25 protein-coding genes and 1 pseudogene are annotated in these 26,412 nt (G+C 51.9%); 14 read left to right on the plus strand and 12 right to left on the minus strand.

Going from position 1 to position 26,412, the window contains the following annotated elements:
• Positions 1 to 10 precede the first annotated feature (10 nt).
• On the minus strand, positions 11 to 292 hold the full coding sequence (gene sgcB / locus EOS98_RS11315; RefSeq protein ID WP_000976132.1) for a PTS sugar transporter subunit IIB SgcB: 282 nt from the start codon (positions 290 to 292) through the stop codon (positions 11 to 13).
• A complete protein-coding gene (locus tag EOS98_RS11320) occupies positions 289 to 1,407 on the minus strand; it encodes a M42 family metallopeptidase (RefSeq protein ID WP_000144621.1) in 1,119 nt (372 codons plus the stop codon). Before EOS98_RS11320 ends, sgcB begins: the two co-directional genes overlap by 4 nt.
• 216 nt (positions 1,408 to 1,623) lie before the next feature.
• On the opposite strand from EOS98_RS11320, the gene rimL reads away from it, so the two are divergent.
• Positions 1,624 to 2,163, plus strand: a complete 540-nt coding sequence (gene rimL / locus EOS98_RS11325; protein WP_023206029.1) for a 50S ribosomal protein L7/L12-serine acetyltransferase — start codon at positions 1,624 to 1,626, stop codon at positions 2,161 to 2,163.
• Here rimL and ydcK read toward each other — a convergent pair.
• Entirely contained in the window at positions 2,160 to 3,140 is a 981-nt protein-coding gene (gene ydcK / locus EOS98_RS11330) for a YdcK family protein (protein WP_126524125.1), read from the minus strand. The two genes, rimL and ydcK, sit on opposite strands and share 4 nt — an antisense overlap.
• Before the next feature lie 106 nt (positions 3,141 to 3,246).
• Here ydcK and tehA point away from each other — a divergent pair, with 106 nt between their 5' ends.
• From tehA to EOS98_RS11345, 3 genes are all read left to right on the plus strand, one after another.
• Complete coding sequence (tehA, locus tag EOS98_RS11335) at positions 3,247 to 4,260, plus strand: dicarboxylate transporter/tellurite-resistance protein TehA (RefSeq protein ID WP_001243996.1); 1,014 nt, start codon at positions 3,247 to 3,249, stop codon at positions 4,258 to 4,260.
• Positions 4,247 to 4,843: a tellurite resistance methyltransferase TehB gene (gene tehB / locus EOS98_RS11340; RefSeq protein ID WP_023182153.1), complete on the plus strand. Its 597-nt coding sequence runs from the start codon at positions 4,247 to 4,249 to the stop codon at positions 4,841 to 4,843. Before tehA ends, tehB begins: the two co-directional genes overlap by 14 nt.
• A 155-nt stretch (positions 4,844 to 4,998) precedes the next feature.
• Positions 4,999 to 5,667, plus strand: a complete 669-nt coding sequence (locus EOS98_RS11345) for a DUF3313 domain-containing protein (protein WP_001259025.1) — start codon at positions 4,999 to 5,001, stop codon at positions 5,665 to 5,667.
• Positions 5,668 to 5,720: 53 nt separating this feature from the next.
• Here the strand turns inward: EOS98_RS11345 and EOS98_RS11350 are convergent, their stop codons facing one another.
• A complete protein-coding gene (locus EOS98_RS11350) occupies positions 5,721 to 6,899 on the minus strand; it encodes a benzoate/H(+) symporter BenE family transporter (protein ID WP_126524124.1) in 1,179 nt (392 codons plus the stop codon).
• Positions 6,900 to 6,989: 90 nt separating this feature from the next.
• Between EOS98_RS11350 and EOS98_RS11355 the strand changes: the two genes are divergently transcribed.
• The gene (locus EOS98_RS11355) at positions 6,990 to 7,526 is read left to right on the plus strand and encodes a helix-turn-helix domain-containing protein (RefSeq protein ID WP_126524123.1); all 537 of its coding nucleotides are present in this window, start codon (positions 6,990 to 6,992) and stop codon (positions 7,524 to 7,526) included.
• A gap of 78 nt (positions 7,527 to 7,604) precedes the next feature.
• Positions 7,605 to 9,569: a peptidase U32 family protein gene (locus EOS98_RS11360; protein WP_126524122.1), complete on the plus strand. Its 1,965-nt coding sequence runs from the start codon at positions 7,605 to 7,607 to the stop codon at positions 9,567 to 9,569.
• On the opposite strand, the gene EOS98_RS11365 is transcribed toward EOS98_RS11360, so the two are convergent.
• Positions 9,570 to 9,800 (minus strand): DUF2554 family protein, encoded by a 231-nt coding sequence (locus EOS98_RS11365; protein ID WP_000956438.1) that lies wholly within the window; start codon positions 9,798 to 9,800, stop codon positions 9,570 to 9,572. It abuts the gene before it with no gap.
• A 272-nt stretch (positions 9,801 to 10,072) separates the two neighbouring features.
• Positions 10,073 to 11,023 carry an SPI-2 type III secretion system effector SifB gene (sifB, locus tag EOS98_RS11370; RefSeq protein ID WP_126524121.1) on the minus strand — a complete coding sequence of 317 codons (951 nt, stop codon included), beginning with the start codon at positions 11,021 to 11,023 and terminating at the stop codon, positions 10,073 to 10,075.
• Positions 11,024 to 11,550: 527 nt separating this feature from the next.
• Here sifB and EOS98_RS11375 point away from each other — a divergent pair.
• The 5 genes and pseudogenes from EOS98_RS11375 (at position 11,551) to patD (ending at position 16,362) form a co-directional block, all read left to right on the plus strand.
• Positions 11,551 to 11,949 (plus strand): D-alanyl-D-alanine dipeptidase, encoded by a 399-nt coding sequence (locus EOS98_RS11375; protein WP_126524120.1) that lies wholly within the window; start codon positions 11,551 to 11,553, stop codon positions 11,947 to 11,949.
• A gap of 32 nt (positions 11,950 to 11,981) precedes the next feature.
• Positions 11,982 to 12,213 (plus strand): annotated as a pseudogene (locus EOS98_RS11380) (hypothetical protein).
• Between the two features lie 258 nt (positions 12,214 to 12,471).
• On the plus strand, positions 12,472 to 13,242 hold the full coding sequence (locus EOS98_RS11385; protein WP_126524119.1) for a M15 family metallopeptidase: 771 nt from the start codon (positions 12,472 to 12,474) through the stop codon (positions 13,240 to 13,242).
• A gap of 135 nt (positions 13,243 to 13,377) precedes the next feature.
• The gene (gene ycdR / locus EOS98_RS11390; protein WP_000760692.1) at positions 13,378 to 14,802 is read left to right on the plus strand and encodes a GntR family transcriptional regulator YdcR; all 1,425 of its coding nucleotides are present in this window, start codon (positions 13,378 to 13,380) and stop codon (positions 14,800 to 14,802) included.
• Between the two features lie 114 nt (positions 14,803 to 14,916).
• The gene (patD, locus tag EOS98_RS11395; RefSeq protein ID WP_000158093.1) at positions 14,917 to 16,362 is read left to right on the plus strand and encodes an aminobutyraldehyde dehydrogenase; all 1,446 of its coding nucleotides are present in this window, start codon (positions 14,917 to 14,919) and stop codon (positions 16,360 to 16,362) included.
• Between the two features lie 104 nt (positions 16,363 to 16,466).
• Here the strand turns inward: patD and yncL are convergent, their stop codons facing one another.
• A complete protein-coding gene (gene yncL / locus EOS98_RS11400; RefSeq protein ID WP_001103198.1) occupies positions 16,467 to 16,562 on the minus strand; it encodes a stress response membrane protein YncL in 96 nt (31 codons plus the stop codon).
• Between the two features lie 198 nt (positions 16,563 to 16,760).
• Here yncL and EOS98_RS11405 point away from each other — a divergent pair, with 198 nt between their 5' ends.
• Complete coding sequence (locus EOS98_RS11405) at positions 16,761 to 16,934, plus strand: GhoT/OrtT family toxin (protein WP_000171943.1); 174 nt, start codon at positions 16,761 to 16,763, stop codon at positions 16,932 to 16,934.
• A 44-nt stretch (positions 16,935 to 16,978) separates the two neighbouring features.
• Here the strand turns inward: EOS98_RS11405 and srfC are convergent, their stop codons facing one another.
• Genes srfC through srfA form a run of 3 tightly spaced genes read right to left on the minus strand, consistent with a single transcriptional unit; the run spans position 16,979 to position 23,431 of the window.
• On the minus strand, positions 16,979 to 19,123 hold the full coding sequence (srfC, locus tag EOS98_RS11410) for a virulence-associated effector SrfC (protein ID WP_126524118.1): 2,145 nt from the start codon (positions 19,121 to 19,123) through the stop codon (positions 16,979 to 16,981).
• A complete protein-coding gene (locus EOS98_RS11415) occupies positions 19,120 to 22,101 on the minus strand; it encodes a virulence factor SrfB (protein ID WP_126524117.1) in 2,982 nt (993 codons plus the stop codon). The genes srfC and EOS98_RS11415 overlap by 4 nt, the downstream gene beginning before the upstream one ends.
• Before the next feature lie 4 nt (positions 22,102 to 22,105).
• Positions 22,106 to 23,431 (minus strand): virulence-associated effector SrfA, encoded by a 1,326-nt coding sequence (gene srfA / locus EOS98_RS11420; protein WP_094914163.1) that lies wholly within the window; start codon positions 23,429 to 23,431, stop codon positions 22,106 to 22,108.
• 223 nt (positions 23,432 to 23,654) lie between these two features.
• Here srfA and EOS98_RS11425 point away from each other — a divergent pair, with 223 nt between their 5' ends.
• Positions 23,655 to 23,888, plus strand: a complete 234-nt coding sequence (locus EOS98_RS11425; protein WP_000018720.1) for a YdcY family protein — start codon at positions 23,655 to 23,657, stop codon at positions 23,886 to 23,888.
• A gap of 4 nt (positions 23,889 to 23,892) precedes the next feature.
• Here EOS98_RS11425 and EOS98_RS11430 read toward each other — a convergent pair whose 3' ends face one another.
• On the minus strand, positions 23,893 to 24,342 hold the full coding sequence (locus EOS98_RS11430; RefSeq protein ID WP_001076571.1) for a DMT family transporter: 450 nt from the start codon (positions 24,340 to 24,342) through the stop codon (positions 23,893 to 23,895).
• Positions 24,342 to 24,857 carry an L-methionine sulfoximine/L-methionine sulfone acetyltransferase gene (gene mddA, locus EOS98_RS11435; RefSeq protein ID WP_000155373.1) on the minus strand — a complete coding sequence of 172 codons (516 nt, stop codon included), beginning with the start codon at positions 24,855 to 24,857 and terminating at the stop codon, positions 24,342 to 24,344. Before mddA ends, EOS98_RS11430 begins: the two co-directional genes overlap by 1 nt.
• 211 nt (positions 24,858 to 25,068) lie before the next feature.
• Here mddA and EOS98_RS11440 point away from each other — a divergent pair, with 211 nt between their 5' ends.
• On the plus strand, positions 25,069 to 26,106 hold the full coding sequence (locus tag EOS98_RS11440; RefSeq protein WP_042947238.1) for an NADP-dependent oxidoreductase: 1,038 nt from the start codon (positions 25,069 to 25,071) through the stop codon (positions 26,104 to 26,106).
• Positions 26,107 to 26,412 lie beyond the last annotated feature (306 nt).

Below are 26,412 nucleotides of genomic sequence, written 5' to 3' on the forward strand. Positions count from 1 at the left end.
AATGCCCCCTTTATTGTGTTAACAGCGCCTTGATTTCTTGTTTTAATGCGTCGTCGTTGATGCCTGTCAGCAGGGCGGCGCCGTTGAGCGTCGGGATGCCATAGTCACTGTGCGTACGCATGGACGTTACGATGAGATCCATACCGTTACAGTTCAACGGGATCTCATTCAGACAACATTGCGCCGTGGTTGCCGCAATGCCTTGCTCCGCAAGAAAGTCCTGCAGTTTTTGTGCAATCATGGTTGATGTCGACATGCCGGTACCACATGCCACAAGGATCTTCTTCATCATGGTCGTGCCTCTTGTGTAGCGCCTGTTTCAGGCTCAATGGGAAACTGTTCTGGCGACATATTGGCCAGCGCAGTCAGTAAACGGATACAATCAGCCAGGTCGCGCAGGCTGGCGACTTCGGCTGGCGAGTGGGTATAGCGGCAGGGAATAGAAAGACTGGCGCAGGGAATACCGTCCAGTTCAACCTGAATGTAGCCGGTTTCGGTGATGACGCCTGGCGCGACTTCTCGCTGTACGGGAATATTATTTTCGTGCGCGGTGGTCTCCAGCATCCGCAGCAAACGCGGCGGCGTAATCAGTCCCGCCAACGTACCGCGTCCGTGATAGTTCAGACAGGTGATGCCGACGCCGTGGTTGACCCGCACATCAGAGTAATCCTGCAGGTCAGGCGTGTCGCAGGAGGGGGTGATATCAATACCAATCGCCAGGTCGGGGCGCACGCGTCGTAAAACGGGAACAATACCGCGAATATTGAACTCTTCCTGTACCGACGCGACCAGGAATACCGCGATATCGAGCGGTGTGGAGGCGAGGGCCTCGGCGACGCCCAGTAGCGCCGTACACCCCAGCCTGTCATCCAGCGCCTTACTGCACACCAGGTCGTTGCCCAGACAGTGCGGCGGGTTGTAAAGGGTTACTGGCGTCCCCACCTGAATACCCATTCGTTCGGCATCCGCTTTATCTTTTGCGCCGATATCAATCCAGAGTTTATCGAGCGCGGGTGGCTGGGTGCGCTCGTCACCCTTCGCGAAGTGATATGCTTTAATACCGATACAGCCCATGATATCGCCTGAGCGCCCGGCAAGCGTCACAATCGAACCGGGCATAGTAATTTGCGCCGGGCCGCCCACGCGTTCAAAACGTAAAAAACCGGAGGGTTCGATCTTGCGTACCATAAAACCCACTTCATCCATATGCGCAAAAATCATCAGGCGAAGCGCGTCGGGTTTATCGCTGCCATAACGGGCGACGACATTGCCTAAGCGATCCCGCCAGACGTCTTTGGCCTGCTGTTCAAACGCGTGCTGCATAACGTTTGCAATACTGCTTTCATGTCCTGAAATCCCGTTTAGCCGCAGTAAAGAAAAAAGCGTTTCCTGCACAGAAAAGGTCATTGGCGTCTCCGTGGTGATAAAACAATCAGTCGTTGAGCGTTTTATAGGCGGAGAATGGTTGGATAAGTGTGAAATGTGTCACGCGGAAATACGCTAAATATGGCCAATAAAAAATAATGTGATGGCGATACAATAAAAACGCTCATATCACCTGCGGGTTATCGGTAAACCAGGCTATTTATGTGATTACGACCAACAACGAAGAAGGGCAACGCGATGGTGGAAATTATTCCTGTTAGCACGACGCTGGAACTACAAGCGGCAGATGAAAGTCATGTTCCGGCGCTGCACCAACTGGTACTCAAAAACAAAGCGTGGCTACAACAGTCGCTCGACTGGCCGCAATATGTCACGTCGCAGGAGGAAACGCGTAAGCATGTGCAGGGTAATATGCTGTTGCACCAGCGTGGTTACGCCAAAATGTACCTGATTTTCTGCCAGAATGAGATGGCGGGCGTACTCTCATTTAATGCCATCGAACCGATAAACAAAGCCGCCTATATCGGTTACTGGCTGGATGAGTCCCTCCAGGGACAAGGGATAATGTCGCAATCCTTACAGGCGCTGATGACACATTATGCCCGGCGCGGCGATATTCGGCGCTTCGTCATTAAATGCCGCGTTGATAATCAGGCCAGTAACGCAGTCGCACGGCGCAACCATTTTACGCTGGAAGGCTGTATGAAGCAGGCGGAGTATCTTAACGGCGACTATCACGACGTTAATATGTATGCCCGCATTATTGATGCGGATTAAAGGGAACCGACTAAGGGGGTACGCGTAATACGATCCTCGCCATTGATCACTTTTGGGCCGCGCAGGTGAATAGTATTGCCGTCAAAGGCTATCACCGCCGCCCGTCCGCTAATCTCGACCTGGTGCTCAATCAGAATTTCGCCCTGTATACAGGCATGGCCTTCAATCAGCACGCGGTCGTCCAGTAAAATCGGGCCTCCGCGTACCTCAGCATGTCCGCCTACCAGCACATGATGTTTTAACACACAGTTGCCTTCGATTAACGCATGTTCCGCTACCTGCGAGCTGTAGCGAAGGGTAGGGATCGCATCTTCCTCTGTACCGGCGATAACCCGCGCATGGCCATAGACTTTGGCGCAGTCACAGATCCAGACATTATTGTCTTTGTTGCCTTCGATGAGCGCGAAATCAAAGACCTCCGCCCGGTGCTCAATAAAAGCGTGTGTGATAGTGGCGTCGCCATAAAGCTGTACCTGATGGACAATCCGCGAATGGTTCACGGTGGCGCGATCGTAAATTTGTAAAATCTGCGCATGTTCATGCGTTAGTCCCTGAATGGCGAGAATTTCTGACTGGTTTAACACGCGGGCATCGCCATAAATCGCACACTCTCCGCGCACGGAAGAGGACTGAATGGTGACGTTGTCACTTATCCGTGCGCCATCGCTGATATCAGCGCGATCAATCCAGACGTTATCGCCTATTCGCACGTTATTGTAGAGCGTGCACGGCTGCGTGATACGCGCGTTCCCCGTAATTTCCGTGCCCGCAAAGGCCATCGCGTTTTCATCATAAATCCAGCAATCCCCCTGTTGTGACAGCACATTATCGGCATCAACCCAGCCGCCGGAGGTTCCGGCTTTAACATCGTTAAAATCCGTTACGGCAATAACTTGTCGTAATAAGACGCTTTTCTTCTCACCGTCTACCTGATAAGTAAAAGCACGAGGTTCTTCACTCAGTCGATATTTGATCATAGGGAAATTCCGTGTGAACGATTAAGATAACCGTAGCAAAGGTACTGGCGAAACAACCAGAAATTCCATAAAATGCATTTCAAATATACTTTATAAATTAAACAAAATGCGTAATCACAAGCAGAGCGATCGCGTGCTCAATCTGCCTGCGGGCTATTTTGGCATCGTCCTTGGCACTATCGGTATGGGATTCGCCTGGCGTTATGCCAGTCAGATATGGGCAATAAGCCACTGGCCCGGCGACATCATGGTGATCCTGGCGATGATTATTTGGGCACTCTTGACCCTGGCGTTCCTTAGCCGTCTGGTGCGCTTTCCCCATAGCGTGATGGCTGAAGTGCGACATCCGGTAATGAGCAGTTTTGTCAGCCTGTTTCCCGCCACCACGATGCTGGTCGCGATCGGTTTCGTTCCCTGGTATCGCCCGTTGGCCGTTGCGCTATTCAGCGTGGGGGTCGTCATACAACTGGCGTATGCCGCCTGGCAGACGGCGGGACTTTGGCGCGGAGCGCATCCGGAAGAAGCGACAACCCCAGGACTTTATCTGCCCACGGTAGCGAATAATTTTATCAGCGCTATGGCCTGTGGAGCGCTCGGTTACAATGATGCCGGACTGGTGTTTTTAGGCGCAGGCGTCTTTTCGTGGTTAAGTCTGGAGCCGGTTATTTTGCAGCGACTGCGTAGCTGCGGCGAATTACCGGCGGTGCTGCGTACGTCGCTGGGTATCCAACTGGCGCCCGCGCTGGTCGCCTGTAGCGCCTGGCTGAGCGTCAATGGCGGGGAGGGCGACACGCTGGCGAAAATGCTATTCGGCTACGGTCTGTTACAACTTTTATTTATGCTGCGATTAATGCCCTGGTATTTATCACAACCGTTTAATGCTTCCTTCTGGAGTTTTTCGTTCGGCGTTTCCGCGCTGGCGACCACGGGGTTACATCTTGGTCACGGTAGTGAATCAGGGCTTTTCCATATTCTGGCCGTCCCGCTGTTTATTTTCACTAACGCTATTATCGCCTTATTGCTGGTTCGTACATTTCTATTGCTGGTGCAGGGGACGTTGCTTATTCGCACTGAGCGCGCTGCACTGTTGAAAACGGAGGAAAAAAATGACCGTTCGTGACGAAAATTATTTTACTGAGAAATACGGATTAACCCGCACGCATTCGGATGTGCTGGCGGCGGCAAAGGTTGTCGCGCCGGGCCGAACGCTGGATTTGGGATGTGGCAATGGCCGCAATAGTCTGTATCTGGCCGCGAACGGTTATGACGTTACCGCGTGGGATAAAAATCCGGCCAGTATGGCTAACCTTGAGCGTATTAAAGCGGCAGAGGGGCTGGATAATCTGCAAACCGACCTGGTCGATCTGAATACACTGACCTTTGACGGCGAGTACGATTTTATTCTCTCGACGGTGGTTATGATGTTTCTTGAGGCGCAAACCATTCCCGGTTTAATTGCCAATATGCAACGCTGCACAAAAACCGGCGGGTATAATTTGATTGTTGCGGCAATGGATACGCCGGACTTTCCCTGTACGGTGGGATTCCCGTTCGCTTTTAAAGAAGGCGAATTACGCCGCTATTACGAAGGATGGGACATGCTGAAATACAACGAAGATGTCGGCGAGCTTCACCGCACGGACGAAAACGGCAACCGTATCAAACTGCGCTTTGCTACGATGCTGGCGAGAAAAACGGCCTGAGCGATGCAAGTTCTGTAAGTCTCGCAGCGTTCGGCATTTTTTTGTCGGGCGCCGCGTTCAAATTGTGCTGTCGTTACCATTTTTAGTGCATCCAGAATGATTTCGTTTTGCTATTATTTCCTTTGCATCATTGCGAAGACTAAAGGGATCGTTTCATGCGTACTCATACTTTATTTAAAGTTGCAGTGCTTACTGGCTTGCTGGCGTTATCCGGCTGTGCGTCTAAAGTCACACAGCCGGATAAGTATTCTGGATTCTTAAAAAATTATTCGGACCTGCAGGAAACTACCTCCGCCACGGGGAAACCGGTGTTGCGCTGGGTAGATCCACATTTCAATGACTCTAACTATGACAGTATTGTTTACAATCCGATAACATACTATCCCGTCCCCAAACCAACGACCCAGGTCGGGCAGCAAGTTCTTGATAAACTGCTGGCTTATACGAATACTAAAGTAAAATCAGCAATTGAACAGCGCAAACCGCTGGTCACGACGCCAGGGCCGCGCAGTTTGATTTTCCGCGGGGCGATTACGGGCGTGGATACCAGCAAAGAAGGGCTGCAATTCTATGAGGTAATCCCTGTAGCGCTGATTGTGGCGGGCACGCAAATGGCGACAGGCCACCGGACCATGGATACCCACCTCTATTTTGAGGGTGAGCTGATAGATGCCGCGACCAACAAGCCGGTCGTCAAGGTAGTACGCCAGGGTGAAGGTAAAGACCTGAGTAACTCCAGTACGCCAATGGCGTTTGAGACGTTGAAACAGGTCGTGGATGATATGGCGACGGATACCTCTATGTTTGACGTTAACAAAAAATAATTCTGCGGCGCCATCGCAAGATGGCGCAAACCCCGGCAGATTAGCAGTCACCATCAGCCAGACAACGATGGGCGGCGCGTTCTCGTTAATACTGCGTAGCCTATCCCGCCAGCGATCAACCCCCAGAATGCCGATCCGATGCCCATCAGCGTTAGCCCGCTGGCGGTGACGAGAAATGCGATAACTGCCGCGTCACGCTCACTTTCGTGAGTAAGCGCCTGATACAGACTACCGCTAATCGTACTTAACAGTGCCAGACCAGCCAGCATTTGCACCCAGCTAACCGGCAGGGCGACCATCAGCGCGGTTATCGAACCGCCAAACCACCCGGCAAGTAAATAAAAAACGCCTGCGGCGGCGGCCGCTAACCAGCGACGCGTTGGATCGGGGTGTGCGTCCGGGCTTTGACAAATGGCGGCCGTAATGGCGGCAATGCAGATAGAATAAACGCCAAATGGCGAAAGCAGCAGCGCCAGCAACCCGGTAAAAATCATTAACGGAGAGACAGGAAGCTGATAGCCAGACGCCTTCATTGTGGCGACGCCGGGGGCGTTTTGCGATGCCATCGTCACCAGGAAGAGCGGTACCGCGACGCTCAGGCTTTGAGCGAATGAAAAGTGGGGGGGAACGAAGGTGGGCCACACCGGCGCGAAATGAATACCGCTCATCGCCACCTTACCCTGGATGAGCGCCACCGTTATTCCCATCACCATGGCAGCAATAACGGCATAGCGGGGCGCGAATACTTTAAAGAGTAGCCACGCCAATAGCATACCGCCGCACATGACAAACTCTCCGTTGAGCGTCCCGAACGCCTGCAGGCCGAAGCGTAGCAGTATTCCCGCCAGCATTGCGGCGGCAAGAGAATGGGGGATTATCCGCATCAAACGCGCAAACAATCCCGTGACGCCGCACAGCACAATCAGGGCATTGGCGACAATGAATATGCCCACGGCGTCTGGCAACGATAATCCCTGAAGCCCTGTTACCAACAGAGCGGCGCCAGGCGTTGACCAGGCGGTTAAAACCGGCGCACGATACCACAAGGTTAACGTTAGTGTGCTTATGCCCATGGCTATACCGAGGGCGGTCATCCAGCTGGCGATCTCTGCGGGTGTTGCGCCAGCGGCAAGCGCCGCCTGCCAGATAATGGCGGCGGAACTCGCATAGCCGACCAGAACGGCGACCAGACCAGATAATACAGTAGGTAACGGCAGTGATAACAGACGCATGATCGCCTCTTGTGCGTTATAACGGTCAGTCAATGTAGCATTGTGCGTTATAGCGTACAAGTGATACGCTATGGTCTTACAGGGGGGAAAATGGATAACCTGACACACTATCTGGCGACCACGTTAAGAACGTTACGCCATCAGCGAGGCTGGAGTTTATCGCGTCTGGCGGAGATCTCCGGCGTCTCAAAAGCCATGTTAGGGCAGATAGAGCGTAATGAATCCAGCCCGACAGTCGCAACGCTGTGGAAAATTGCGACGGGCCTGAACGTTCCATTCTCAATGTTTATTTCGCCTCCGCAGGCCGAATTTCCGCCAACCTTCGATCCCCAGCAGCAAGCGATGGTAATCACACCGCTGTTTCCGTGGGACCCTGAACTCTGTTTTGACTATTTTTCTCTATTACTGGCGCCTGGCGCGGTCAGCGAATCAACGCCGCATAAAGCCGGCGTTATCGAACATGTGGTGGTGATTCAGGGTCGGCTGGACATGTGTACTGGTGGGGTATGGCAAACCATAGACGCCGGTAAAGGTTTGCGTTTTGCCGGCGATACGCCGCATACCTATCGCAACAGCAGTGACCAGACGGTTCATTTTCACTCGCTGATCCATTACCCGCGTGATTAAGCGGGAAAACTATTTCGTTAGTTTGCGCTTCTGACTACAATAGCCGCCATTTCGCTGCTATTGGATAAGAAAGACTGTATGCGCCAGCAACCTCACTATCTCGAATTGTTAAGTCCGGCCCGTGACGCCGCAATTGCTCGCGAAGCGATTTTGCATGGCGCAGATGCCGTCTACATCGGCGGACCCGGTTTTGGCGCACGTCATAACGCCAGTAACAGTCTGCGCGATATCGCCGATCTGGTCCCGTTTGCTCACCGTTACGGCGCCAGGATTTTTGTCACGCTGAATACTATCCTGCATGATGATGAGCTGGAGCCCGCGCAGCGGTTAATCACCGATTTGTACAACACCGGGGTGGATGCGCTGATTGTGCAGGATATGGGCATTCTGGAACTGGATATCCCGCCGATTGAGCTTCACGCCAGTACACAGTGTGATATTCGCAGCGTGGAAAAAGCGAAGTTTCTTGCCGATGTCGGTTTTTCACAGATTGTACTGGCGCGCGAGCTTAATTTGAGTCAGATAGCGGCTATTCATCAGGCTACTGACGCCACGATTGAGTTCTTCATTCATGGCGCGCTGTGTGTCGCTTATTCTGGGCAGTGTTATATCTCTCATGCGCAAACCGGGCGCAGCGCCAATCGGGGCGACTGTTCGCAGGCCTGTCGTTTACCGTATACGTTAAAAGACGATCAGGGGCGGGTGGTCTCTTACGAAAAACATTTGCTATCGATGAAAGATAACGACCAAACGGCTAACCTCGGCGCGTTGATCGATGCAGGCGTACGTTCCTTCAAGATTGAAGGGCGCTACAAAGACATGAGCTATGTCAAAAACATCACCGCGCATTATCGTCAGATGCTGGACGCGATTATCGAGCAACGTGGCGATCTGGCGCGTGCGTCGGTTGGTCGGACCGAACACTTTTTTGTTCCCTCCACGGAGAAAACCTTCCATCGCGGCAGCACTGACTATTTTGTTAACGCGCGTAAAGGTGATATTGGCGCATTTGATTCACCAAAATTTATTGGCTTGCCGGTAGGCGAGGTGCTGAATGTGGCGAAGGATTATCTCGACGTAGAAGCTACGGAGCCGTTGGCGAATGGCGATGGTCTGAACGTGTTGATTAAGCGTGAAGTGGTGGGTTTTCGCGCCAATACGGTGGAGAAAACCGGTCATAACCGCTACCGCGTTTGGCCAAATGATATGCCTGCCGACCTGCATAAAGTCCGTCCGCATCATCCGTTGAATCGTAATCTGGATCATAACTGGCAGCAAGCGCTGACAAAAACCTCCAGTGAGCGCCGTGTGGCGGTTGATATCATGCTGGGCGGCTGGCAGGAACAGCTTATTCTGACGCTGACCAGTGAAGACGGTGTCTGCATCACGCATACGCTTGACGGGGTATTTGAGGAAGCCAATAACTCTGAAAAAGCGTTGAATAACCTAAAAGCCGGACTGGCGAAGCTGGGACAGACGCCTTACTACGCGCGTGATATGCAGGTGACATTACCGGCGGCGTTGTTCGTGCCAAATAGCCTGCTCAATCAGTTCCGTCGGGAGGCGATTGATATGCTTGACGCGGCGCGGCTGGCCCATTATCAACGAGGTCGTCGGAAACCCGTGGCGCAGCCTGCGCCGGTCTATCCGCAAACGCATCTCAGCTTTCTCGCTAATGTCTACAACCACAAAGCGCGGGAATTTTATCACCGTTACGGCGTACAATTGATTGATGCGGCCTATGAGGCGCATCAGGAGAAGGGCGAGGTACCGGTCATGATCACCAAACACTGCCTGCGTTTTGCGTTCAACCTTTGTCCTAAGCAGGCGAAAGGAAATATTAAGAGCTGGAAAGCCACGCCGATGCAGTTGGTGCATGGCGATGAAGTACTGACGCTAAAATTCGACTGCCGCCCTTGCGAAATGCATGTCATTGGCAAAATTAAAAACCACATCTTAAAAGTGCCCCAGCCCGGCAGCGTTGTCGCTTCAGTGAGCCCTGAAGCGCTGATGAAAACGCTGCCGAAGCGTAGGGGCGTTTAATTAACGAAAATAGCTCTCTGGTTTGCGCGATTTCTGCCAGTTGTGGTGCTCGCGCAAGCCTTCCGCGGATTCTTCCGCTGCCGCCCGTAATTCATCGCTGTCGGCTTCGTGTCTAAGCTGGTGCCCTCCCGTCGCAAACCATACGAACGCGTGGTCTTGCTGTTTCGCCAGTAACTGGCCTGAAAACAGCGCACAGGTCAGTAAAACTACTGATAACGTTTTTGTAAGCATCATGCCACCTTCCAGTTACGTCGTGAGGCTATGATGCCAATAATTTCTTTGAGTTATTATTCAATACTTCAAATTAGCGAAAACGGTTTGTCAATAAGTGCGATAAGTTGTATGAGAAAATATACTTATACTCAGTATCTCAATTATAAAAATAACGAGCCAATTCGCTCCATGCGAAATTCATTATTTCCTGGAAGTAAATTTTAAAGGTATTGTATTAGATGGTTTTGGTATTGCCAGGGGATTGTAAGCCATAATAATTTATGGTGTGGTCAACTCTGGTGATGAGCCTCATTTTTTGCTGTTTCAACGAGTGAAGATAAATCTTCAGAAAAAAGGCTGTTATGAACTTGTAGCGCTACATATTCAGCAAGATCGTTTAAACATAGCAGGTCATGAGAGGAATTTTCCTCAAGCATATTCATTAATATCTCATTCTTAAACAAACATGAATAAACTAGTTGAGTAACTGAACTTTGTGTATGATTGGGCTCAAATATTGCGTTCGTTAAGTTAGTATTCTCAATAACCTTTGCGGCTATTTTATTTTTGATAGCGTCGTCAATAGCTGTTACACCTGCCTGGGCGATGCCCAGATTAATCCTGGAGGAGATGGCGGCTTTTCTTTCCTGTTCCTTCCAGTCACATAAATTACCCTTTTCTGCCATGGCGATAAGCATCTCTTCTATATTTTTTAGGTCAACGGGAAATGTTATACCGCCGGATAGCGAGAGTAGTAACCGCTCAGGGAACAAGCAACATAGCGGTTCACAAACATAAGTGCTAGCTTTTATATTAATATCAGAATATCTTTTCAGGTGGGCAGACTGAGTATCAACACAGAGAACTGTACTATTCATTATCTCATAATAGTAGTGATCCTGACGTATCATAATGCATAACGGAATATCTTCGCCATCTTTAATACAGAGATTTGTATATTGACACTCAGCATCTTTATAGTGCTGAAAATGGAAATTTCCTCTGCATGACGGCGATGATAATTCATATAACTTGCAAAATAAATCAAATAAACGTTGCGCGTCAGGCGGAGAGGCAACATCACATAATTCCTTTATATATTGATCGGCAACGGATCTTCGCGTGCTACAGAAAAAATCTTTAATCTTTTCCCATAGTAACGTAAAGAAGGAGCGTTGAGAGATGGCACTTTGGGAAAACATCTCACTTTTTAGAAACCCTCTCCCGATAGTAATTGGCATAATGTAGACCACAAGTGATTATATGAGACTTCATTACTGGAATAGGTGGTATTCGAAATATTATCCCATGTTGCCATCGGTTTGCCTATCGGTGAAACACCTGATTTTTGCTTTGTCCTGAACCGTCAACATTATTGTTAATATCGACCCGTAGCTTTAGTCATGCCCACGTCTCCTGGCCATGAAATATGTCAGGTAAAACGAATGAAAGTAAAATGGTTTTCTTAATTCTCACATCATCATGTACCATGAGTAATGATTAATTACGCGCTATATTATTTTTAGAGAAAGTAAATAGTTGCTCAACCGTGTAGAAATTGTCTTATAAGAAGTTAAACTAAAAGTATTATTAGGCTAACAACAATGAGATATTTAGCGGCAGGGCAGAAGGCCAATACTGATAGTGCTTATGATATAAATTCCTTACTCTTTAGTTTTTGTCTTAATTATATTTGTTGTAACGATTAGCTGACGGCTTTATTTCCTGTTGGGCGATAAAATTATAAAAACCTGCGAGGAGGCTCAAAATGAAGAAATCAGATGGTGAAATTCACGAAAAGACAGCATCCTGGGGCATTTTGCAGTCAGAATGGCTAAGAAAATGTGGACGGCTATTATTGCTTTTACTTTACCGCTTCGTTATCGGATGGGCTTTTTTTCAGTTACTCGCCATGATCGTGGCAGGGATATTTTTGTTAGGCGTCTTATTATTTCATCCCGTAATATTTGTACAGACTATCGCAATCACTGAGAAGTTAAATCATGCTTCGCTTGATTTATGGCATATCCTTAAGTTATGCCTATGGCATTACGGTATCATCGCAGGGTTTATTTTTATGGCGGAGTGTACGTTAAGTAAAAGTATACGGCAGGTTCAGCGCTTGTCCAAAAAGTTTGGGGCACAGGATTTTTCTTCACGCCCGTGATCCGCCGTTGCAACCTGCGTTCTTACTGAATAATAGCTATGATCAGCAGACCGAATTATCTCGGTTCGAGGGGGATTCTATGTGTTTGCACAACTGCGGTGAATCGTAATTTCAGATGCATTATCGCCGACAATTGACGCGTTCCTCACTAATTGCCTTCCTGACTATATAGTGGTCTTATCTTTGGCGAAACAATGTTATTTAGTTATGGAAGGCGACAACAACTGTACTACTGATTATCAAATAACCTTTCTGGTCAGGTAGACTCGCCTTTGTGAAAACACATCGTTATCTGTGTTCCTGGGACACACTCCCTTGCCGCCTTTACGCAACTCGAATTATTTTGGGTATAGAACAGGCGGCGTAATGGTCATATAAGCAAAATATAACCTCTCCGTTTGTGATAAGGCACAGATTACAGGGGGAATGATGTTTATTTTAACCATCTGTTTAAGCGGTGTCCGCTAATCTTTACCTGCTCAAATACATAATCACCCCTGTGACTCTCGCGAGGTGTAACATATGGTAAAATGCGTATTTTCTTTCCTCCTGTTCAGCCTGTTGTCCGTTCAGGCAATGTCAGCTGAAAACCATATTGATCTCCACCAGCCAAAAGACTTTGTCGATATTACTACGATCGCCCCCGACGTACAGGTAGACATGCGATACTTCACTTCCCATAACTTTATTGGTCGCCCCATTAAAGGCTATAACGCGCCTGTTTGCCTGTTAACACGACCAGCCGCGAACGCACTAAAGCAGGTCGCCGATCGTTTACGCCCCTTCGGACTTACCTTAAAAATATATGATTGCTACCGTCCGCAAAGCGCAGTGAACGACTTTATCGCGTGGGCCAAAGATCCTTCTCAAAACCAAATGAAAAACGAATTTTATCCGCAAGTAGAGAAAAAGCGTCTGTTTGAGGAAGGTTATCTTGCCGCCAGATCCGGCCACAGTCGGGGAAGTACGCTTGATCTAACAATTGTTCCACTCGACAGTAAAATACCGATATACCATCCCGAACGACCACTGGTGAATTGTACTGCGTCCGCGGCGCAACGCTCGCCAGATAATAGTCTGGATTTTGGTACCGGCTTTGACTGTTTTAGTCCGTTATCCCATCCCGATAATGTCATGCTTACCGCTCAGCAACGCGCAAATAGGTTGTTATTACAAACGTTGATGCGTGATGCGGGCTTTACGCCACTGGATACCGAATGGTGGCACTTCTCCCTTACTCATGAACCATACCCGAACACCTGGTTTGACTTTCCCGTTAAGCAGAGACCCTGAAACGGCGTTTTGTTGCGAAATCTAATCATTACGCCTGTTGGAAAGCACCATAACAGTTAGCAAATCATTGTTAATTTTAACAACTGATATACACTGCGGTTGCCACCTGCAAGCAGCGCTCAATGAGAACGAATAATGAAAAAATATCAACGTCTGGCGGAGCAAATTAGAGAACAAATCGCCTCTGGCGTTTGGCAGCCCGGCGATCGATTACCCTCGCTGAGGGAGCAGGTCGCCAGTAGCGGCATGAGTTTTATGACTGTCGGTCATGCGTACCAGTTGCTGGAAAGTCAGGGACGGATTATCGCCCGTCCGCAATCCGGTTATTATGTCGCGCCGCATCCGGTTTGTCGGTCAGTCGCGACGGCAGCGCACGTTATTCGGGATGAAGCCGTAGATATCAATACCTATATTTTTGAGATGCTGCAGGCCAGTCGTGATACCTCAGTGGTGCCCTTTGCTTCAGCGTTTCCCGATCCGCGCCTGTTTCCCTTGCCGCAATTGAACCGCTCTCTGGCGCAGGTCAGTAAAACCGCGACGGCAATGAGCGTCATCGAAAACTTGCCGCCAGGTAATGCAGAATTGCGCTATGCGATAGCACGCCGTTACGCGCAGCAGGGGATTACCGTTTCTCCTGACGAGATTGTCATTACCGCCGGCGCGCTGGAAGCGTTGAATCTTAGTTTACAGGCGGTGACGGCGCCGGGAGACTGGGTGGTGGTGGAGAACCCCTGTTTCTACGGTGCGCTACAGGCCCTGGAGCGATTGCGCCTGAAAGCGTTGTCGATACCCACCGATGTTAAAGAAGGTATCGATCTTATGGCGCTGGAACAGGCGTTACAGGAATATCCGGTGAAAGCGTGCTGGTTAATGACCAACAGTCAGAATCCATTAGGGTTCACGCTGAGTGCTGAGAAAAAAGCGCGGCTGGTCGCGTTACTCACGCACCATAACGTGACGCTAATTGAAGACGATGTTTATAGCGAACTCTACTTTGGCCGCGAGAAACCTCTGCCTGCCAAAGCATGGGATCGCGACGATACCGTGTTGCATTGTTCGTCTTTTTCCAAATGTCTGGTTCCCGGTTTTCGCATTGGCTGGGTTGCGGGAGGAAGCCATGCCAGACAAATTCAGCGTTTGCAGTTAATGAGCACATTATCCACCAGTTCCCCCATGCAATTGGCGTTAGTGGATTATCTCTCGACACGTCGATATGACGCACATCTGCGTCGATTGCGAAGGCAGCTTGCCGAACGTAAACAGCAAGCCTGGCAAACCCTTTTGCGCCATCTCCCGGCGGAAGTAAAAATTCACCATAACGATAGCGGTTATTTTCTTTGGCTGGAGCTACCTGAGCAGCTTGATGCCGGTGAACTTAGCGCCAAAGCGCTTGAACACCTTATCAGTATCGCGCCGGGGAAAATGTTTTCAACGTCCGGCGCCTGGACGCGTTTCTTTCGTTTTAACACCGCATGGCATTGGGGAGAACGGGAAGAACAGGCCGTAAAACAGCTTGGCAGCCTGATTCGCGAGATGCTGAGCGCTAAAAGCCTTGTGTGAGGTGGAATGCGTGTCAGCTCACAACCTGACTAAATTTCCCGAGTGTGCCGGGTGAGCATCTGGCGCGCCGTCTATTTTTAGGAAAGCGGCGGCCCGTTCGCCGGAAATCGATTAATGACGATATGGGAAAATGCTATGCAATATCAATTACTGATTAATGGCGTGCTGGTGGACGGCGAGGGAGAAAGGCAGTCTGTTTATAACCCGGCGACAGGCGAGGTCATACTTGAGATTGCGGAAGCGTCGCCCGCGCAGGTTGACGCCGCAGTGCTGGCCGCCGATAGCGCGTTTGCCGAATGGGGGCAGACCACACCCAAAGCACGGGCGGAATGTCTGTTAAAACTGGCGGACAGCATCGAGCAAAACGCCCTTGAGTTCGCCCGGCTTGAATCGCAAAACTGCGGTAAGCCTTTGCACTGCGTAATTAATGATGAAATTCCGGCAATCGTGGATGTCTTTCGCTTTTTTGCCGGCGCGGCCCGTTGTTTGAGTGGGCTGGCGGCGGGCGAATATCTGGAAGGACATACGTCGATGATCCGCCGGGATCCGATTGGTGTAGTTGCCTCTATCGCGCCGTGGAATTATCCGCTCATGATGGCGGCCTGGAAGCTGGCGCCAGCGCTGGCGGCAGGTAACTGCGTGGTGATTAAGCCTTCTGAAATCACGCCGCTGACGGCGCTTAAACTTGCCGCGCTGGCGAAGGATATCTTTCCGCCGGGGGTGCTCAATGTCCTGTTCGGACGAGGGCAAACTGTTGGTGATGTATTGACCGGTCATGAAAAAGTACGCATGGTCTCTTTAACCGGTTCTATCGCGACCGGGGAGCATATTCTGCGCCATACTGCGCCAGCGATAAAACGTACGCATATGGAACTCGGTGGTAAAGCCCCGGTAATTGTTTTTGATGACGCCGATCTGGATGCGGTGGCGCAGGGCGTCCGGACTTTTGGTTTCTATAATGCCGGACAGGATTGTACTGCGGCGTGCCGTATATACGCGCAGCGCGGTATCTATGATGCGCTGGTCGAAAAGCTGGGGAACGCGGTGAGCAGCCTGAAAATGGGCGCGCCGGAGGATGAGTCGACAGAGCTGGGGCCGTTAAGTTCGCTGGCGCACCTGAAGCGCGTCACAGCGGCTGTAGAGGAGGCGAAGGCCCTCAGCCATATCCGTGTGATTACTGGTGGAAGTCAAACGGAAGGTAAAGGTTACTATTTCGCTCCGACGTTGCTGGCAGACGCAAAACAGGAAGATGCCATCGTGCAACGCGAAGTCTTCGGCCCGGTGGTCAGTATAACCGTCTTTGATGATGAAGATCAGGTTCTGAGGTGGGCCAACGATTCTCGCTATGGTCTGGCATCCTCCGTCTGGACTCAGGACGTCGGGCGGGCGCACCGGCTTAGCGCCAGATTGCAGTATGGCTGTACCTGGATTAATACCCATTTCATGTTGGTTAGCGAGATGCCGCATGGAGGGCAAAAACAGTCGGGATACGGCAAAGATATGTCATTGTATGGTCTGGAAGACTACACCCTTGTCCGCCACATCATGGTTAAGCATTAAGGATCATTTACTGTTCAGAAAAATCGTGAAAAAATAGGCGGGTGTCGGCGGAGAGGGGGACCTCCCCGCCAACATGCGCAGCAAGTACTCAAAGGTTGAACACCTCAAGCAAACCAGCCGAATCTCAACGAGATCAGACCCAAAAGTCCTGCAGCAGCAAAGACATTAATCAGCACGACGGTTTTACTGGAAACATTCATTTTCGCCACCTTTCATCATAACCCCTATGGGTATAGTACGGGTTGGCGAGATCCGCAATAATACGTAAACAGGATATTCTGTGAGCGGAGCCGTGCATTGAGAACGTTTTGCTGTCAAGGCCGATAAACCTTGATGTGTGTCAAATAAAAAGAGCATATTGCGCGCGTTTTTTCCTCTGGTTGGCGCGGATGCCTGATATGACCCTCTTTCAAAAGATATTAATTTTTTACGCCGTCATGGCGGTGATATCATCCCTGATCACCTGGTTTTTGACTCATGACAAAAAACGAATTCGTTTCCTGAGCGCCTTTTTGGTTGGCGCGACATGGCCGATAAGTTTCCCCGTCGCATTGCTGTTTTCGCTTTTCTGACCTCAAGCCCGATACAGGTTACCGGGCATGGTTTTTCCGCCAGGTCAGGCTATCAGGGCAATTAATTGCGCTCTGTCTACGTCGGTAACGTCCTGCGGATGCCGATATCCTGCGTTCTCATTGGCCAGGGTATACAGCGCAACAAGCCAGTCATAGACATAGCGGCTGGCGGCGTGAACGGGCTGTTCGTCAAGCTTTGTTAGACGCAACATTGTCGAACGCGGCGTTGCGGCGAAAATGGCTGCGCCTTTCTGAACGCGGCTGGCCGGGCGTTGGGCCTCCTCGATATTGGCGTAGCCGAGCCAGGCGATGAAGTTACCAATGATGGCATGAAGCTGCGCGCCGCTCACCTCCTCGCGCTGCATGGTTTTCTGTAACTGCTGAGGTAAACCGAGACGATAGCTGGCGGTAATTAAAATCTCCGCCACGGCATTGAGCATCTGCGGTTCCAGTCCCAGACGCTGCGCATTATCCCGGCAGTGGGCCCACTGGCGCAGATGATTGATCCACATTTTGTGCGCCTGGTAGCCTGTTTCATGACCTTCTGACGCTGAAGCGTGCGTTGGTTCGTCGGCAAAGAGATCGATCGCGTCATTAAATAAACCGCTGACCTGTTCTTCTCGCGACTGTCGGGTGCGCAGCAACGCTTCGAAGTTCTGTACCGGCGGTAACAGCCCGGCCAGCAGGTCGCCATGTCTGGCGGCCTGGGCCTGAAGACGCCGGATCACGGTTTCAACCGGTAGCCGCGCGTCATCAAACATCGGTAACAGATCGCGCACGCGGCCTCGCAGTTGTTCGCGTAACGCCTGTAAGCGCGCCTGTCGCTGTGGTGCCGATGTCGCCTGCGATAACCACTCCACCAAACGCTGCATACTGTGTTTATCCAGCGCCTGCAACGTTCCCCAATGCACGCCAGGTTTACCCATCAACTGCTGGACGGCCTCATCCAGATTTTGCTGGGTGGCAAAACGGGCATCCTGTGGAGTAATAGCCCAGACGACGCCGGGTAACGCTGATTCATGCTGCGGCTGCGTGGCGTTAACCCACTCCAGTAAGTGACGGGCGGCAGTGGACGTTTGCGAGCGAGATGCCAGAGCATTGCAAATCACCAGAACATCGGGCTGTACCTGTTGGCGGTAATGGGCCAGCATCCAGCCTAATTTCGCCCGCCATAACGGATGAGGATGACTGTCTGGCGCGACCGGAATATCCAGTAAATCAACGTTATCCAGTACGCTATTTTCAACGGTTAGCACCAGTTCGCGGGTAAGCAGCGCCAGAGAATCAAGCGAAAGGCTGACCGCATTGAGCAGTCGGCCTTCCTTAACCGGATGCACCACCACATCGCTTTGCGTATCGCTGGCGGTTAGCGCCATTTGCGTCAGGAAGTTTTCCGCCGGTAAGCCAAAATGATCGACCAGCAGGCTGAGCGGCGCCGCCAGTTCCCCGGCATGGCCGGTTTGTTGCAACATATGCGCCAGCGCCAGCCATTGCTGGGTGATCTCCGGCTGCTCTCCCCACAGTAATGCCCAGGCGTGCGCCCGTGTCGTGAGATCCAGCGCAGGCAAGAGCGAGGCAAAGTGTTGCCATGTCGCATCATCAATATGTTGTCTGGCGGACGGCAGGCAAGAGCGCCAGAAACTCGCGATGGTCGCTACCTCTTCAGCGGTAACGCCGGGGACGGGCTGCGGTTGGCGAAGCGATTGCCATTTCTCCAGGCGTGATGTGATAATGGATTTTTCGACCTGGCGACAAATGGGGGACGCGCTGGTCCAGGCAATAAAGATCTGCACCAGTTCGGCTTCACTGATCAAGCGCAGGCGCAACGGCCAGCCGTTCTCGTTTGAAAAAATGTCGCGCGTAAAGCGAATAGCCATATTCGCTGGCGCATGACCCGGATTGATGTGGCTGAAATAATCATAGTCACGGTCCGGCGTGATAATTTCCAGCTTGCCATTCTCGTCACCGCATAGCGTCGTTAACAGATGCGCTTTTGCGGATTGCGCATACCCGTACAGACCAACGCAGCCATGTGACGCGCAGGCGGCGTTGAGCGCTGACTCATCCGCCGCGGCAAGCGTAAGTTGCGCCAGCAGAGCGTCGGCTTCGTCATCCAGTCGCGTTGCGTAACGGCGCGTGTTGTTAACCCACTCGATAACAGCCTGGGTGGCGTTTAACGGTTTTGTCATTTCAGGTATACACTCCCGCTATCTATCCAGTAGTGGCTGCCGCTGTGGCGACGGTCAGCCAGCGTATTCAATTTTAATGTCAGCGCATCGGCGGCGACCGGCGTCCCGTCCTGGAGCCAGGCATCACTTAATATGAACGATTCCGGGGCGCTATCTTTGCTACTGCCGCGTAATTTCAGTCGCACATTCAGTACGCCGTCGCCAGCGATGGTTTTCGCCAGTTCGGCGGAATTAATGCTCAGGCAATAGAGTGGGGTTGCCGGCCAGCGACTATTCGCCAGTTGACGAAAGCCCAACGTCACGTTGCCGCGTAGCGGAAAATGCAGGCGAGCGTCCAGCGTCGCGCCGGGTTTATCCAAATCGATCTCGTGATACCAGATGTTTTCATCGCGAAGAGTATTAACGGTATTATCCAGTACGCCAAGATAACGCACAGTCGAATACGCGCCGATATCAGCCGCTTTAAAATTGAAACGCGGCAGACGTAAGTCCAGCGCCAGACTGCATAACATCGCGCCCACCGCGGCAGTGGATTTTGGGTTACCGATACGCCCTTGCTGACTGAAGGGATACCATTCATGTACCTGATACTTATCCATCCACACAATGCGATTAACCGGCACCGGTTGTAAGTGCCGGATGAGCGCCTGTACGCCGGGTAAGCAGGTCGGCCTCCCCGTCACCAGCAAGATATCGCAGTGATAGTGGGAGATCGCTTCGCAGACCGCATGAAGCGGCGTTGTTAGCGTAAACTGACCGGCCAGCAGAGCCTCCTGAAGCTGGCTAAACTGGATTTGCAACGGCACATTGAATATATCAAATGTCGGCGAACCAGACGGTAAGGCATGATCGATCGCCTGCTGGATATAGTTCATCACGTTGCTTGTTGGGCGTAGGATCAGCAGATCGCCAAATGTCGCATGTAAACCGGCAAACGGATCGTTAATGTCGCTTTGCTCCCAGGCGGAAAGTACCGCGTGGCCCAGCGGCATAAATAATTGCAGCGCCGTTTGCTGGCGCAAAATGGCCTGAGTATCAATTCGTCCCGAATCGCCAAATAAGGTCGCCAGCAGGGCGGCGGCATCCGTAACGCCTGCCCGTTGCAACGCCGTTTGCAGGGAAGGGAGTACGCAGCGCTGAATGATATCCAATAGCAGATCGTCCCCGGCGACTTTAAAACCTTCGCGAAACAGGAGATGAGGCGTAATTTTTACATTGGCCCCCACGCCGTCATCTAACTGATAGTGAACGATCGCCATATCCGTCGTGCCGCCGCCGATATCAATCGATGCCACGCGCAACGCGCGCCCGGGGACGACGCCGGGTTCAGGCTGGCGATCCGGTCTGGCCAGCGCATTAAAAAAGGATTCGGTACGCCCGGCGTAATGCGAAATGGCTTCGTTATAAAGCCATACCAGTTGGCCGCAACTTGCTTCGTCCCATTCCATCTGTATTTCTGGTACCGGCACCACGCTTTTTTCACGCTGCTTAGGCGTGGTGAAATCCTCATCCTGCGGATGCCAGCCCATGGCTTTCCAGACCAGCGCCAGCGCTTCAAACATTCGCTGGCGGAAAATTTCTCGCTCCTGTTTCGGCATGGCGGAAGGCAGCGTTAAAATCAGGGTGCGTAGCTGGCGCGGCGAGGCGGGAAAGCCGAGCCGCAGCCGGGTGGCGACGCTGTTAATTTGCCCCAGCGCCTGAGCCAGAATTTCGCACAACATATGCGTCATCAAGGTGCTACGACTGTATTGCGGCGAAAAAACCGGTAGCCTTTCTTCATGCGGCAGGCGGAATAACGGCTGTCCGTCATCGTTCATCAGATTCATCAGCGGAAACGCGGTGGCAAGCGGTTCGCGCTGCGTTTTACCGTGGATCTGGCTAAAACGCCAGTCCTGCAAGGCGGGGGTTTCATCCCACAGGTAGCGGCGCGGGCTGGAGATGCCGCTGCTGCCTTCGGTGCCCACACGCTGCATAGCAAGGGCGCGAGCCTCGTCGCCCACACGCACAATGGAAGGCCAGACAAAAGCGTCGTCTCGTCCGCTTTCGACAGAAAAGTGTTGCTTGCCAAAGCGCGCTTCTGAGAATTCCACCCGGCTGGTAAATAAAGGATCGTTCAGATACTGCGGCTCGCTTAAAGAACGCACCTGAAGCTCTGCCGTCTGGCGTAACCCGTCATTCGCATCGCCATGATCCTCGATCAAGACGCCGCAGGTATGCGTATTGCCGACATCCAGAATCAGATCGACCGGGATTGCGGGCGTGCTTAACGTATGTGTCACAAACTTCACTTCCGGCACCGTAAGCTGTTCGCCTAACAGCGTCAGTAAATTCAGCCAGTGCGCCTGATACTCAAAGCTACGCAGCGCTTGTTGTATGGCCTGTTCCGAACGGTTTTCCACCTGTGAGGCATACTGAAGAAACGACTCGCGCAGCCAGCCGTCAATCCATGTCTGGTCAAGAAAATCGGCAACTTCTTCATCGCGCCAGGCGAGCGCAAAACGTGTGCCATTGAGCAGATCGTTTTCGCAAGGCGCCAACGCCGCAGGCATATTTTTTGCCAGCTGACTGTCGAAGGCGAGGGTGATGCGGTGTGTGTTTCCGGCGCTATCTGGCTCGCTGAGTTTACGTACCTGAATGCGCGCCCAGTTATCCGGCCCGTCAATAAAGGTACGCGGCGGATTAAAACGCAGGAACGGCAGGGGGAGCCAGATTCCGTCGAGTACATCCAGAGAATAGTGCAGCGTCTGAGTGCTTTCCGGTTTCACGACTTCGGGTTGGCCGCCAGCACGTCCTGGCAACGTGTAGCGCCCGCTGGTCAGATCAAAATCGAGGCGCAGTAGCGGGCCGTTTGCCGTTTTGCGCACAAAACGTCCGTAGTGGGCCGACTCTTGCGGCGTTAAGCCAAAATCAAGAAACTGGACGCCGCTGTTTGCAATGAGCGTGACGCTCTGTTTGTAATCACACAGATTGACCAACATAAAATCAGGCACCTATCTTTTTAAACGTCAACGGAATTGCCGCGTGGTCGCCATAACGGGCGGTACAGGTTGCGACGTCATTGACGCCTGCTTTACAGGTAATTTCCGGCATCGGATAACGTGAACCGTCGGTGCAGCGCGCATTGCCGCGACTTTTAATCATCAGCTCGCCCGTTTGATGCAGACCAGAGAAAATTTCCGCCCGACAAACCACGTTATCGCCATGTACTACGCGCGCGATGCCTTTGTTATTTTGGATCTGATAACGCAGAGAGGGCGGCTTGCCGGTAATCGGATCTTTGACATCCACGCTGACCCGCCAGCTACCGTTTAAAAAGCGCGTGGTTCCAAGCTTCATCTGCGTACTGTCCATCACCAGCGCGTCTTTGGGGATAGCGGTAATGATAACAGGCGCTTCCGGCAGCGGCGCCGCTTTGGGGGCGGGCGTCACCTCAGCGCGATGCAGCGGCAAATGCGCGGTGAGTTCAGGCAAGGGGGTAACGTCAGTTTTCGCGGTAGCGACAGACGCGGCGCGAACAGGAGAGGACCCGTCAACGGATGAAGATGGCCAGAAAAAAGGCGTGGCGACGGCGGCGATAACCACGGCAGCGACAGGTAAGCTCCACAGCGGTAGACGGCGAGCTCTTTTCGCCTCAGCAACCGGGATGGGTGTGGCCGACTTCGGCTCGCTAACGATAACGGGCGGCGCAACAGGTTCCTCCGGCATTTTCGGCGGCTCAATGACAGACGTTAACAAGGGTTCATCCGCCTGACTAAACGCCGCCTCTACCAGCGGCTTTTCTTCGGGCTCCGGCTCCGGCTCGACCAGAGGGATGTCGGGGATTGCCTCGGTTACCCGCAGGCAGTCCAGCACATCATCGCGTGTATTTTCGTTGAGATTAACGAATCCCCAGAAGGTGATAACCGGTTTGCCGTTAACCAGGAAAACATGATTTTCGCCGGGAAATTGCGTCGCCTTCTCAAGTAGCGACCCAAATAGCTGAAGCGCTGTTTTACCGGATTGCAGACTTTTGCGACTGAGTGCAGCCGCGCTTTCAAAAGTGCTGGCTAAATAACGTAAAGCCCGAGAACGTGTCTCTTCGTCAGCCGCTTTCCACGCTATCGCCTGACCTTCAATCGGCGAATACCAGTCAACCCGATCGCCATTATCGTTAAGTTGCGGAATCGCCAGACAGTCAACCATCGCCTGCTGTTTACGCAGACGAAGCGTTTCGCGAATTTGCAATGCTGATTCAAATACGGCCTGACCGCCGCCGCCCACGGCCTGATAATCATCCAGATTGCCGCTGCGCAAGAGAGATTTTGCCACGTTGTTATCCCTTAGACTTCTTCACGCGTCTACTTTACGGGGTCTATACGCAAGCAAACGGCGGAAGAAAGGCAAAAAGGCGCGAATTCTCGGTCTATTAAGCCCCGTGTTTCCACTTGACGTAAGTTAAATCAGGGTGGCGGCGGCGAATTACCGCATCGGGCGACAATAACGCGTATAATAGGCGAATCATGCTGTTACAGAATAAAGAGTAGGAGAGCTTATGTCGCACCTGGAGGAAGTGAGCGCCCGCGTGGATGCCGCCATCGCGGAGAGCGTAATTGCCCATATGAATGAATTGCTGATTGCCTTGAGCGATGACGCTGAATTACGTCGCGAAGATCGTTATGTGCAGCAGCAGCGTTTACGCACGGCTATCGCGCATCACGGCAGACAATATCAAGAAGATCGGGACGCGCGCCGCGAACAGCTCACCAAAGGCGGCACGATCCTGTAACCCATTAAAACTGGCGCTTCGCAATCAGCCATGCGCCAATGACCAGCAACAGCGCGCCAAACGCCGGCCCGACCATTGCGCGTAACGTGACGCCGTGGCTACGCGCGATATCCAGCGCCAGTCCGCCGATTAACTGGCTGGCGACCAGTACCGCGATAGTCGTCGCGGCGCCAACGTTCTGATACCCGCTAATGCTGGCAAATACAAAAAATGACCCCAGCAGACCGGGGATCAATGTCCACCAGCGAACGCTGGCGACCAGCTCGCCGAAGCCCGTAGCGCCTTGCTTAAACCACAATATCGTCACAAATAAAACGATCCCTACCAGCGAGTTCAACAGCATAGCGATCAGAATCGTCGATGATGTCTGCGTAATACGCACCATAATACTGTTTTGTACCACCAGCCCGACGCCGGCGGCGATCAAAAAGATAAGCGTCAGCGACTGGTTCATCAGCAGGCGTCCGGCGCAGCGTGTTCATCAAGCTGGAGCTGCATAAACGTAAGATCTAACCAACGGCCAAATTTTACGCCGACCTGTGGCATTTGCGCGGTGACGGTAAATCCCAGCGAATGATGCAGGCGTATCGAGGCGGCATTCTGTGACTCAATACCGGCCACCATCACATGCTTGCCGCAGCGTCGGGCTTCGTCGATCAGTCTGCTGAGCAGTTTTCGCCCCAGTCCTTTCCCCTGGTGCGCCGGATGAACATAAACCGAGTGCTCGACGGTATAGCGAAAACCGTCGAAACTGCGCCAGTCGCCAAATGATGCATAGCCAGTCACCACGCCATTTTCTTCGCTTACCAGCACCGGATAGCCCAGTAATTGACGGGCCTCATACCAGGCAAGGCGATTATCCGTATCGACCGTCCGATCGTTCCAGATGGCCGCAGTATGTAATACCGCATGGTTATAGATTTCGGTAATCGCGGCGCAGTCTGCTTTATCGGCAAAGCGAATCGTCATAGGGAACCCCAGGGAATGTTTATGATAGTGTTAGAAATACTATTGAAGGCGGCATAAATCAACGAATTAGCGCAAGAATTCATATTTAGCGAGAGGGGAAAGAAAGTCGTTCACAAAAGCGCACAGCCTGATATCTGAGAGTGTTTAACTCCCTCAGAAAGCTAATGTTCGACTATTATTGATGGATTATGCCAGGCATGAGGAGAATAGAATGAAGCAACAGACCAACCGAAATCGTCGTTGGGTTTTGGCCTCGCGTCCCCACGGCGCGCCGCAGATGGATAACTTCCGCCTCGAAGAAGATGACGTCGCGACGCCCGGTGAAGGGCAGGTGCTATTGCGTACCGTTTTTTTATCACTCGACCCTTATATGCGTGGCCGCATGAGCGATGAACCCTCTTATGCGCCGCCTGTTGAACCTGACTGCGTTATGGTTGGCGGTACGGTCAGTCGCGTTGTCGCGTCAAACCATCCTGATTACCGACCAGACGAATGGGTGTTGAGTTACAATGGTTGGCAGGATTATGACATTTCAGATGGCGAAGGGTTGGTAAAGCTGGGTGATAATCCGCAACATCCTTCCTGGTCATTGGGTATTTTAGGAATGCCGGGGTTTACCGCCTATATGGGGTTACTGGATATCGGCCAGCCGAAAGAGGGCGAAACGCTGGTTGTCGCTGCCGCCACCGGCCCCGTAGGCGCAACGGTTGGGCAAATTGGCAAGCTGAAGGGCTGCCGGGTCGTGGGTATTGCTGGCGGCGCGGAAAAATGCCGTCATGCGACAGACGTTTTGGGATTTGATCTGTGCCTTGATCATCACGCTGATAATTTCCCACAACAGCTTGCGCAGGCCTGCCCGCAGGGTATCGATATCTATTATGAGAATGTCGGTGGTAAAGTCTTTGACGCCGTCTTACCGCTACTGAATACGTCGGCGCGGATTCCGCTCTGCGGTCTGGTCAGCGGCTACAATGCGACAGCGTTGCCGGACGGTCCAGACAGACTGCCTCTACTGATGGCGACATTACTTAAAAAGCGTATTCGCCTGCAAGGTTTTATCATCAACCAGGACTATGGTCACCGGATACATGAGTTTCAGCAAGAAATGGGGCGTTGGATCAAAGAAGGGAAAATACATTACCGGGAGCAGATTACTGATGGGCTGGAAAATGCGCCAGAAGCGTTTATGGGGCTGCTGGCGGGGAAGAACTTTGGCAAAGTCGTGATACGTTTAGCGGACGATGCGTAAAGAAAAAATGGCGGCATTATGTCGCCATAAAAATGTGCAAATTTTAAAATTCCGGCTTTACTTATATTCATCATTCAGATCGCGGTGGGGCAGCTTATCTCCCTCAGCGGCCTGAACCGGTCAAAAATCTCGATACATGAAGGAATGACGGAGATAAAACGGTTGCCATAAAGAAACCTGTATTGTTGTAAAAGATGAGAATATCACGCAAGTAAATTATCACTTTTATTTATTTGGCCGTTCAGGCCTGGATTATCTTTTTTACAATTAAGTTCCGAAACTTCTTCGGGACTCGATTGCGATGTT

Origin of the sequence: Salmonella sp. SSDFZ69 (assembly GCF_004010755.1) — a bacterium.
Classification (GTDB): Bacteria; Pseudomonadota; Gammaproteobacteria; order Enterobacterales; family Enterobacteriaceae; genus Salmonella; species Salmonella enterica.

Bases quoted from the DNA above. Each gene is read 5' to 3' on its own strand.
- sgcB (WP_000976132.1), bottom strand. From the start codon at position 292: ATGATGAAGAAGATCCTTGTGGCATGTGGTACCGGCATGTCGACATCA.
- EOS98_RS11320 (WP_000144621.1), bottom strand. From the start codon at position 1,407: ATGACCTTTTCTGTGCAGGAAACGCTTTTTTCTTTACTGCGGCTAAAC.
- rimL (WP_023206029.1), top strand. From the start codon at position 1,624: ATGGTGGAAATTATTCCTGTTAGCACGACGCTGGAACTACAAGCGGCA.
- ydcK (WP_126524125.1), bottom strand. From the start codon at position 3,140: ATGATCAAATATCGACTGAGTGAAGAACCTCGTGCTTTTACTTATCAG.
- tehA (WP_001243996.1), top strand. From the start codon at position 3,247: ATGCGTAATCACAAGCAGAGCGATCGCGTGCTCAATCTGCCTGCGGGC.
- tehB (WP_023182153.1), top strand. From the start codon at position 4,247: ATGACCGTTCGTGACGAAAATTATTTTACTGAGAAATACGGATTAACC.
- EOS98_RS11345 (WP_001259025.1), top strand. From the start codon at position 4,999: ATGCGTACTCATACTTTATTTAAAGTTGCAGTGCTTACTGGCTTGCTG.
- EOS98_RS11350 (WP_126524124.1), bottom strand. From the start codon at position 6,899: ATGCGTCTGTTATCACTGCCGTTACCTACTGTATTATCTGGTCTGGTC.
- EOS98_RS11355 (WP_126524123.1), top strand. From the start codon at position 6,990: ATGGATAACCTGACACACTATCTGGCGACCACGTTAAGAACGTTACGC.
- EOS98_RS11360 (WP_126524122.1), top strand. From the start codon at position 7,605: ATGCGCCAGCAACCTCACTATCTCGAATTGTTAAGTCCGGCCCGTGAC.
- EOS98_RS11365 (WP_000956438.1), bottom strand. From the start codon at position 9,800: ATGCTTACAAAAACGTTATCAGTAGTTTTACTGACCTGTGCGCTGTTT.
- sifB (WP_126524121.1), bottom strand. From the start codon at position 11,023: ATGCCAATTACTATCGGGAGAGGGTTTCTAAAAAGTGAGATGTTTTCC.
- EOS98_RS11375 (WP_126524120.1), top strand. From the start codon at position 11,551: ATGAAGAAATCAGATGGTGAAATTCACGAAAAGACAGCATCCTGGGGC.
- EOS98_RS11385 (WP_126524119.1), top strand. From the start codon at position 12,472: ATGGTAAAATGCGTATTTTCTTTCCTCCTGTTCAGCCTGTTGTCCGTT.
- ycdR (WP_000760692.1), top strand. From the start codon at position 13,378: ATGAAAAAATATCAACGTCTGGCGGAGCAAATTAGAGAACAAATCGCC.
- patD (WP_000158093.1), top strand. From the start codon at position 14,917: ATGACGATATGGGAAAATGCTATGCAATATCAATTACTGATTAATGGC.
- yncL (WP_001103198.1), bottom strand. From the start codon at position 16,562: ATGAATGTTTCCAGTAAAACCGTCGTGCTGATTAATGTCTTTGCTGCT.
- EOS98_RS11405 (WP_000171943.1), top strand. From the start codon at position 16,761: ATGACCCTCTTTCAAAAGATATTAATTTTTTACGCCGTCATGGCGGTG.
- srfC (WP_126524118.1), bottom strand. From the start codon at position 19,123: ATGACAAAACCGTTAAACGCCACCCAGGCTGTTATCGAGTGGGTTAAC.
- EOS98_RS11415 (WP_126524117.1), bottom strand. From the start codon at position 22,101: ATGTTGGTCAATCTGTGTGATTACAAACAGAGCGTCACGCTCATTGCA.
- EOS98_RS11425 (WP_000018720.1), top strand. From the start codon at position 23,655: ATGTCGCACCTGGAGGAAGTGAGCGCCCGCGTGGATGCCGCCATCGCG.
- EOS98_RS11430 (WP_001076571.1), bottom strand. From the start codon at position 24,342: ATGAACCAGTCGCTGACGCTTATCTTTTTGATCGCCGCCGGCGTCGGG.
- mddA (WP_000155373.1), bottom strand. From the start codon at position 24,857: ATGACGATTCGCTTTGCCGATAAAGCAGACTGCGCCGCGATTACCGAA.
- EOS98_RS11440 (WP_042947238.1), top strand. From the start codon at position 25,069: ATGAAGCAACAGACCAACCGAAATCGTCGTTGGGTTTTGGCCTCGCGT.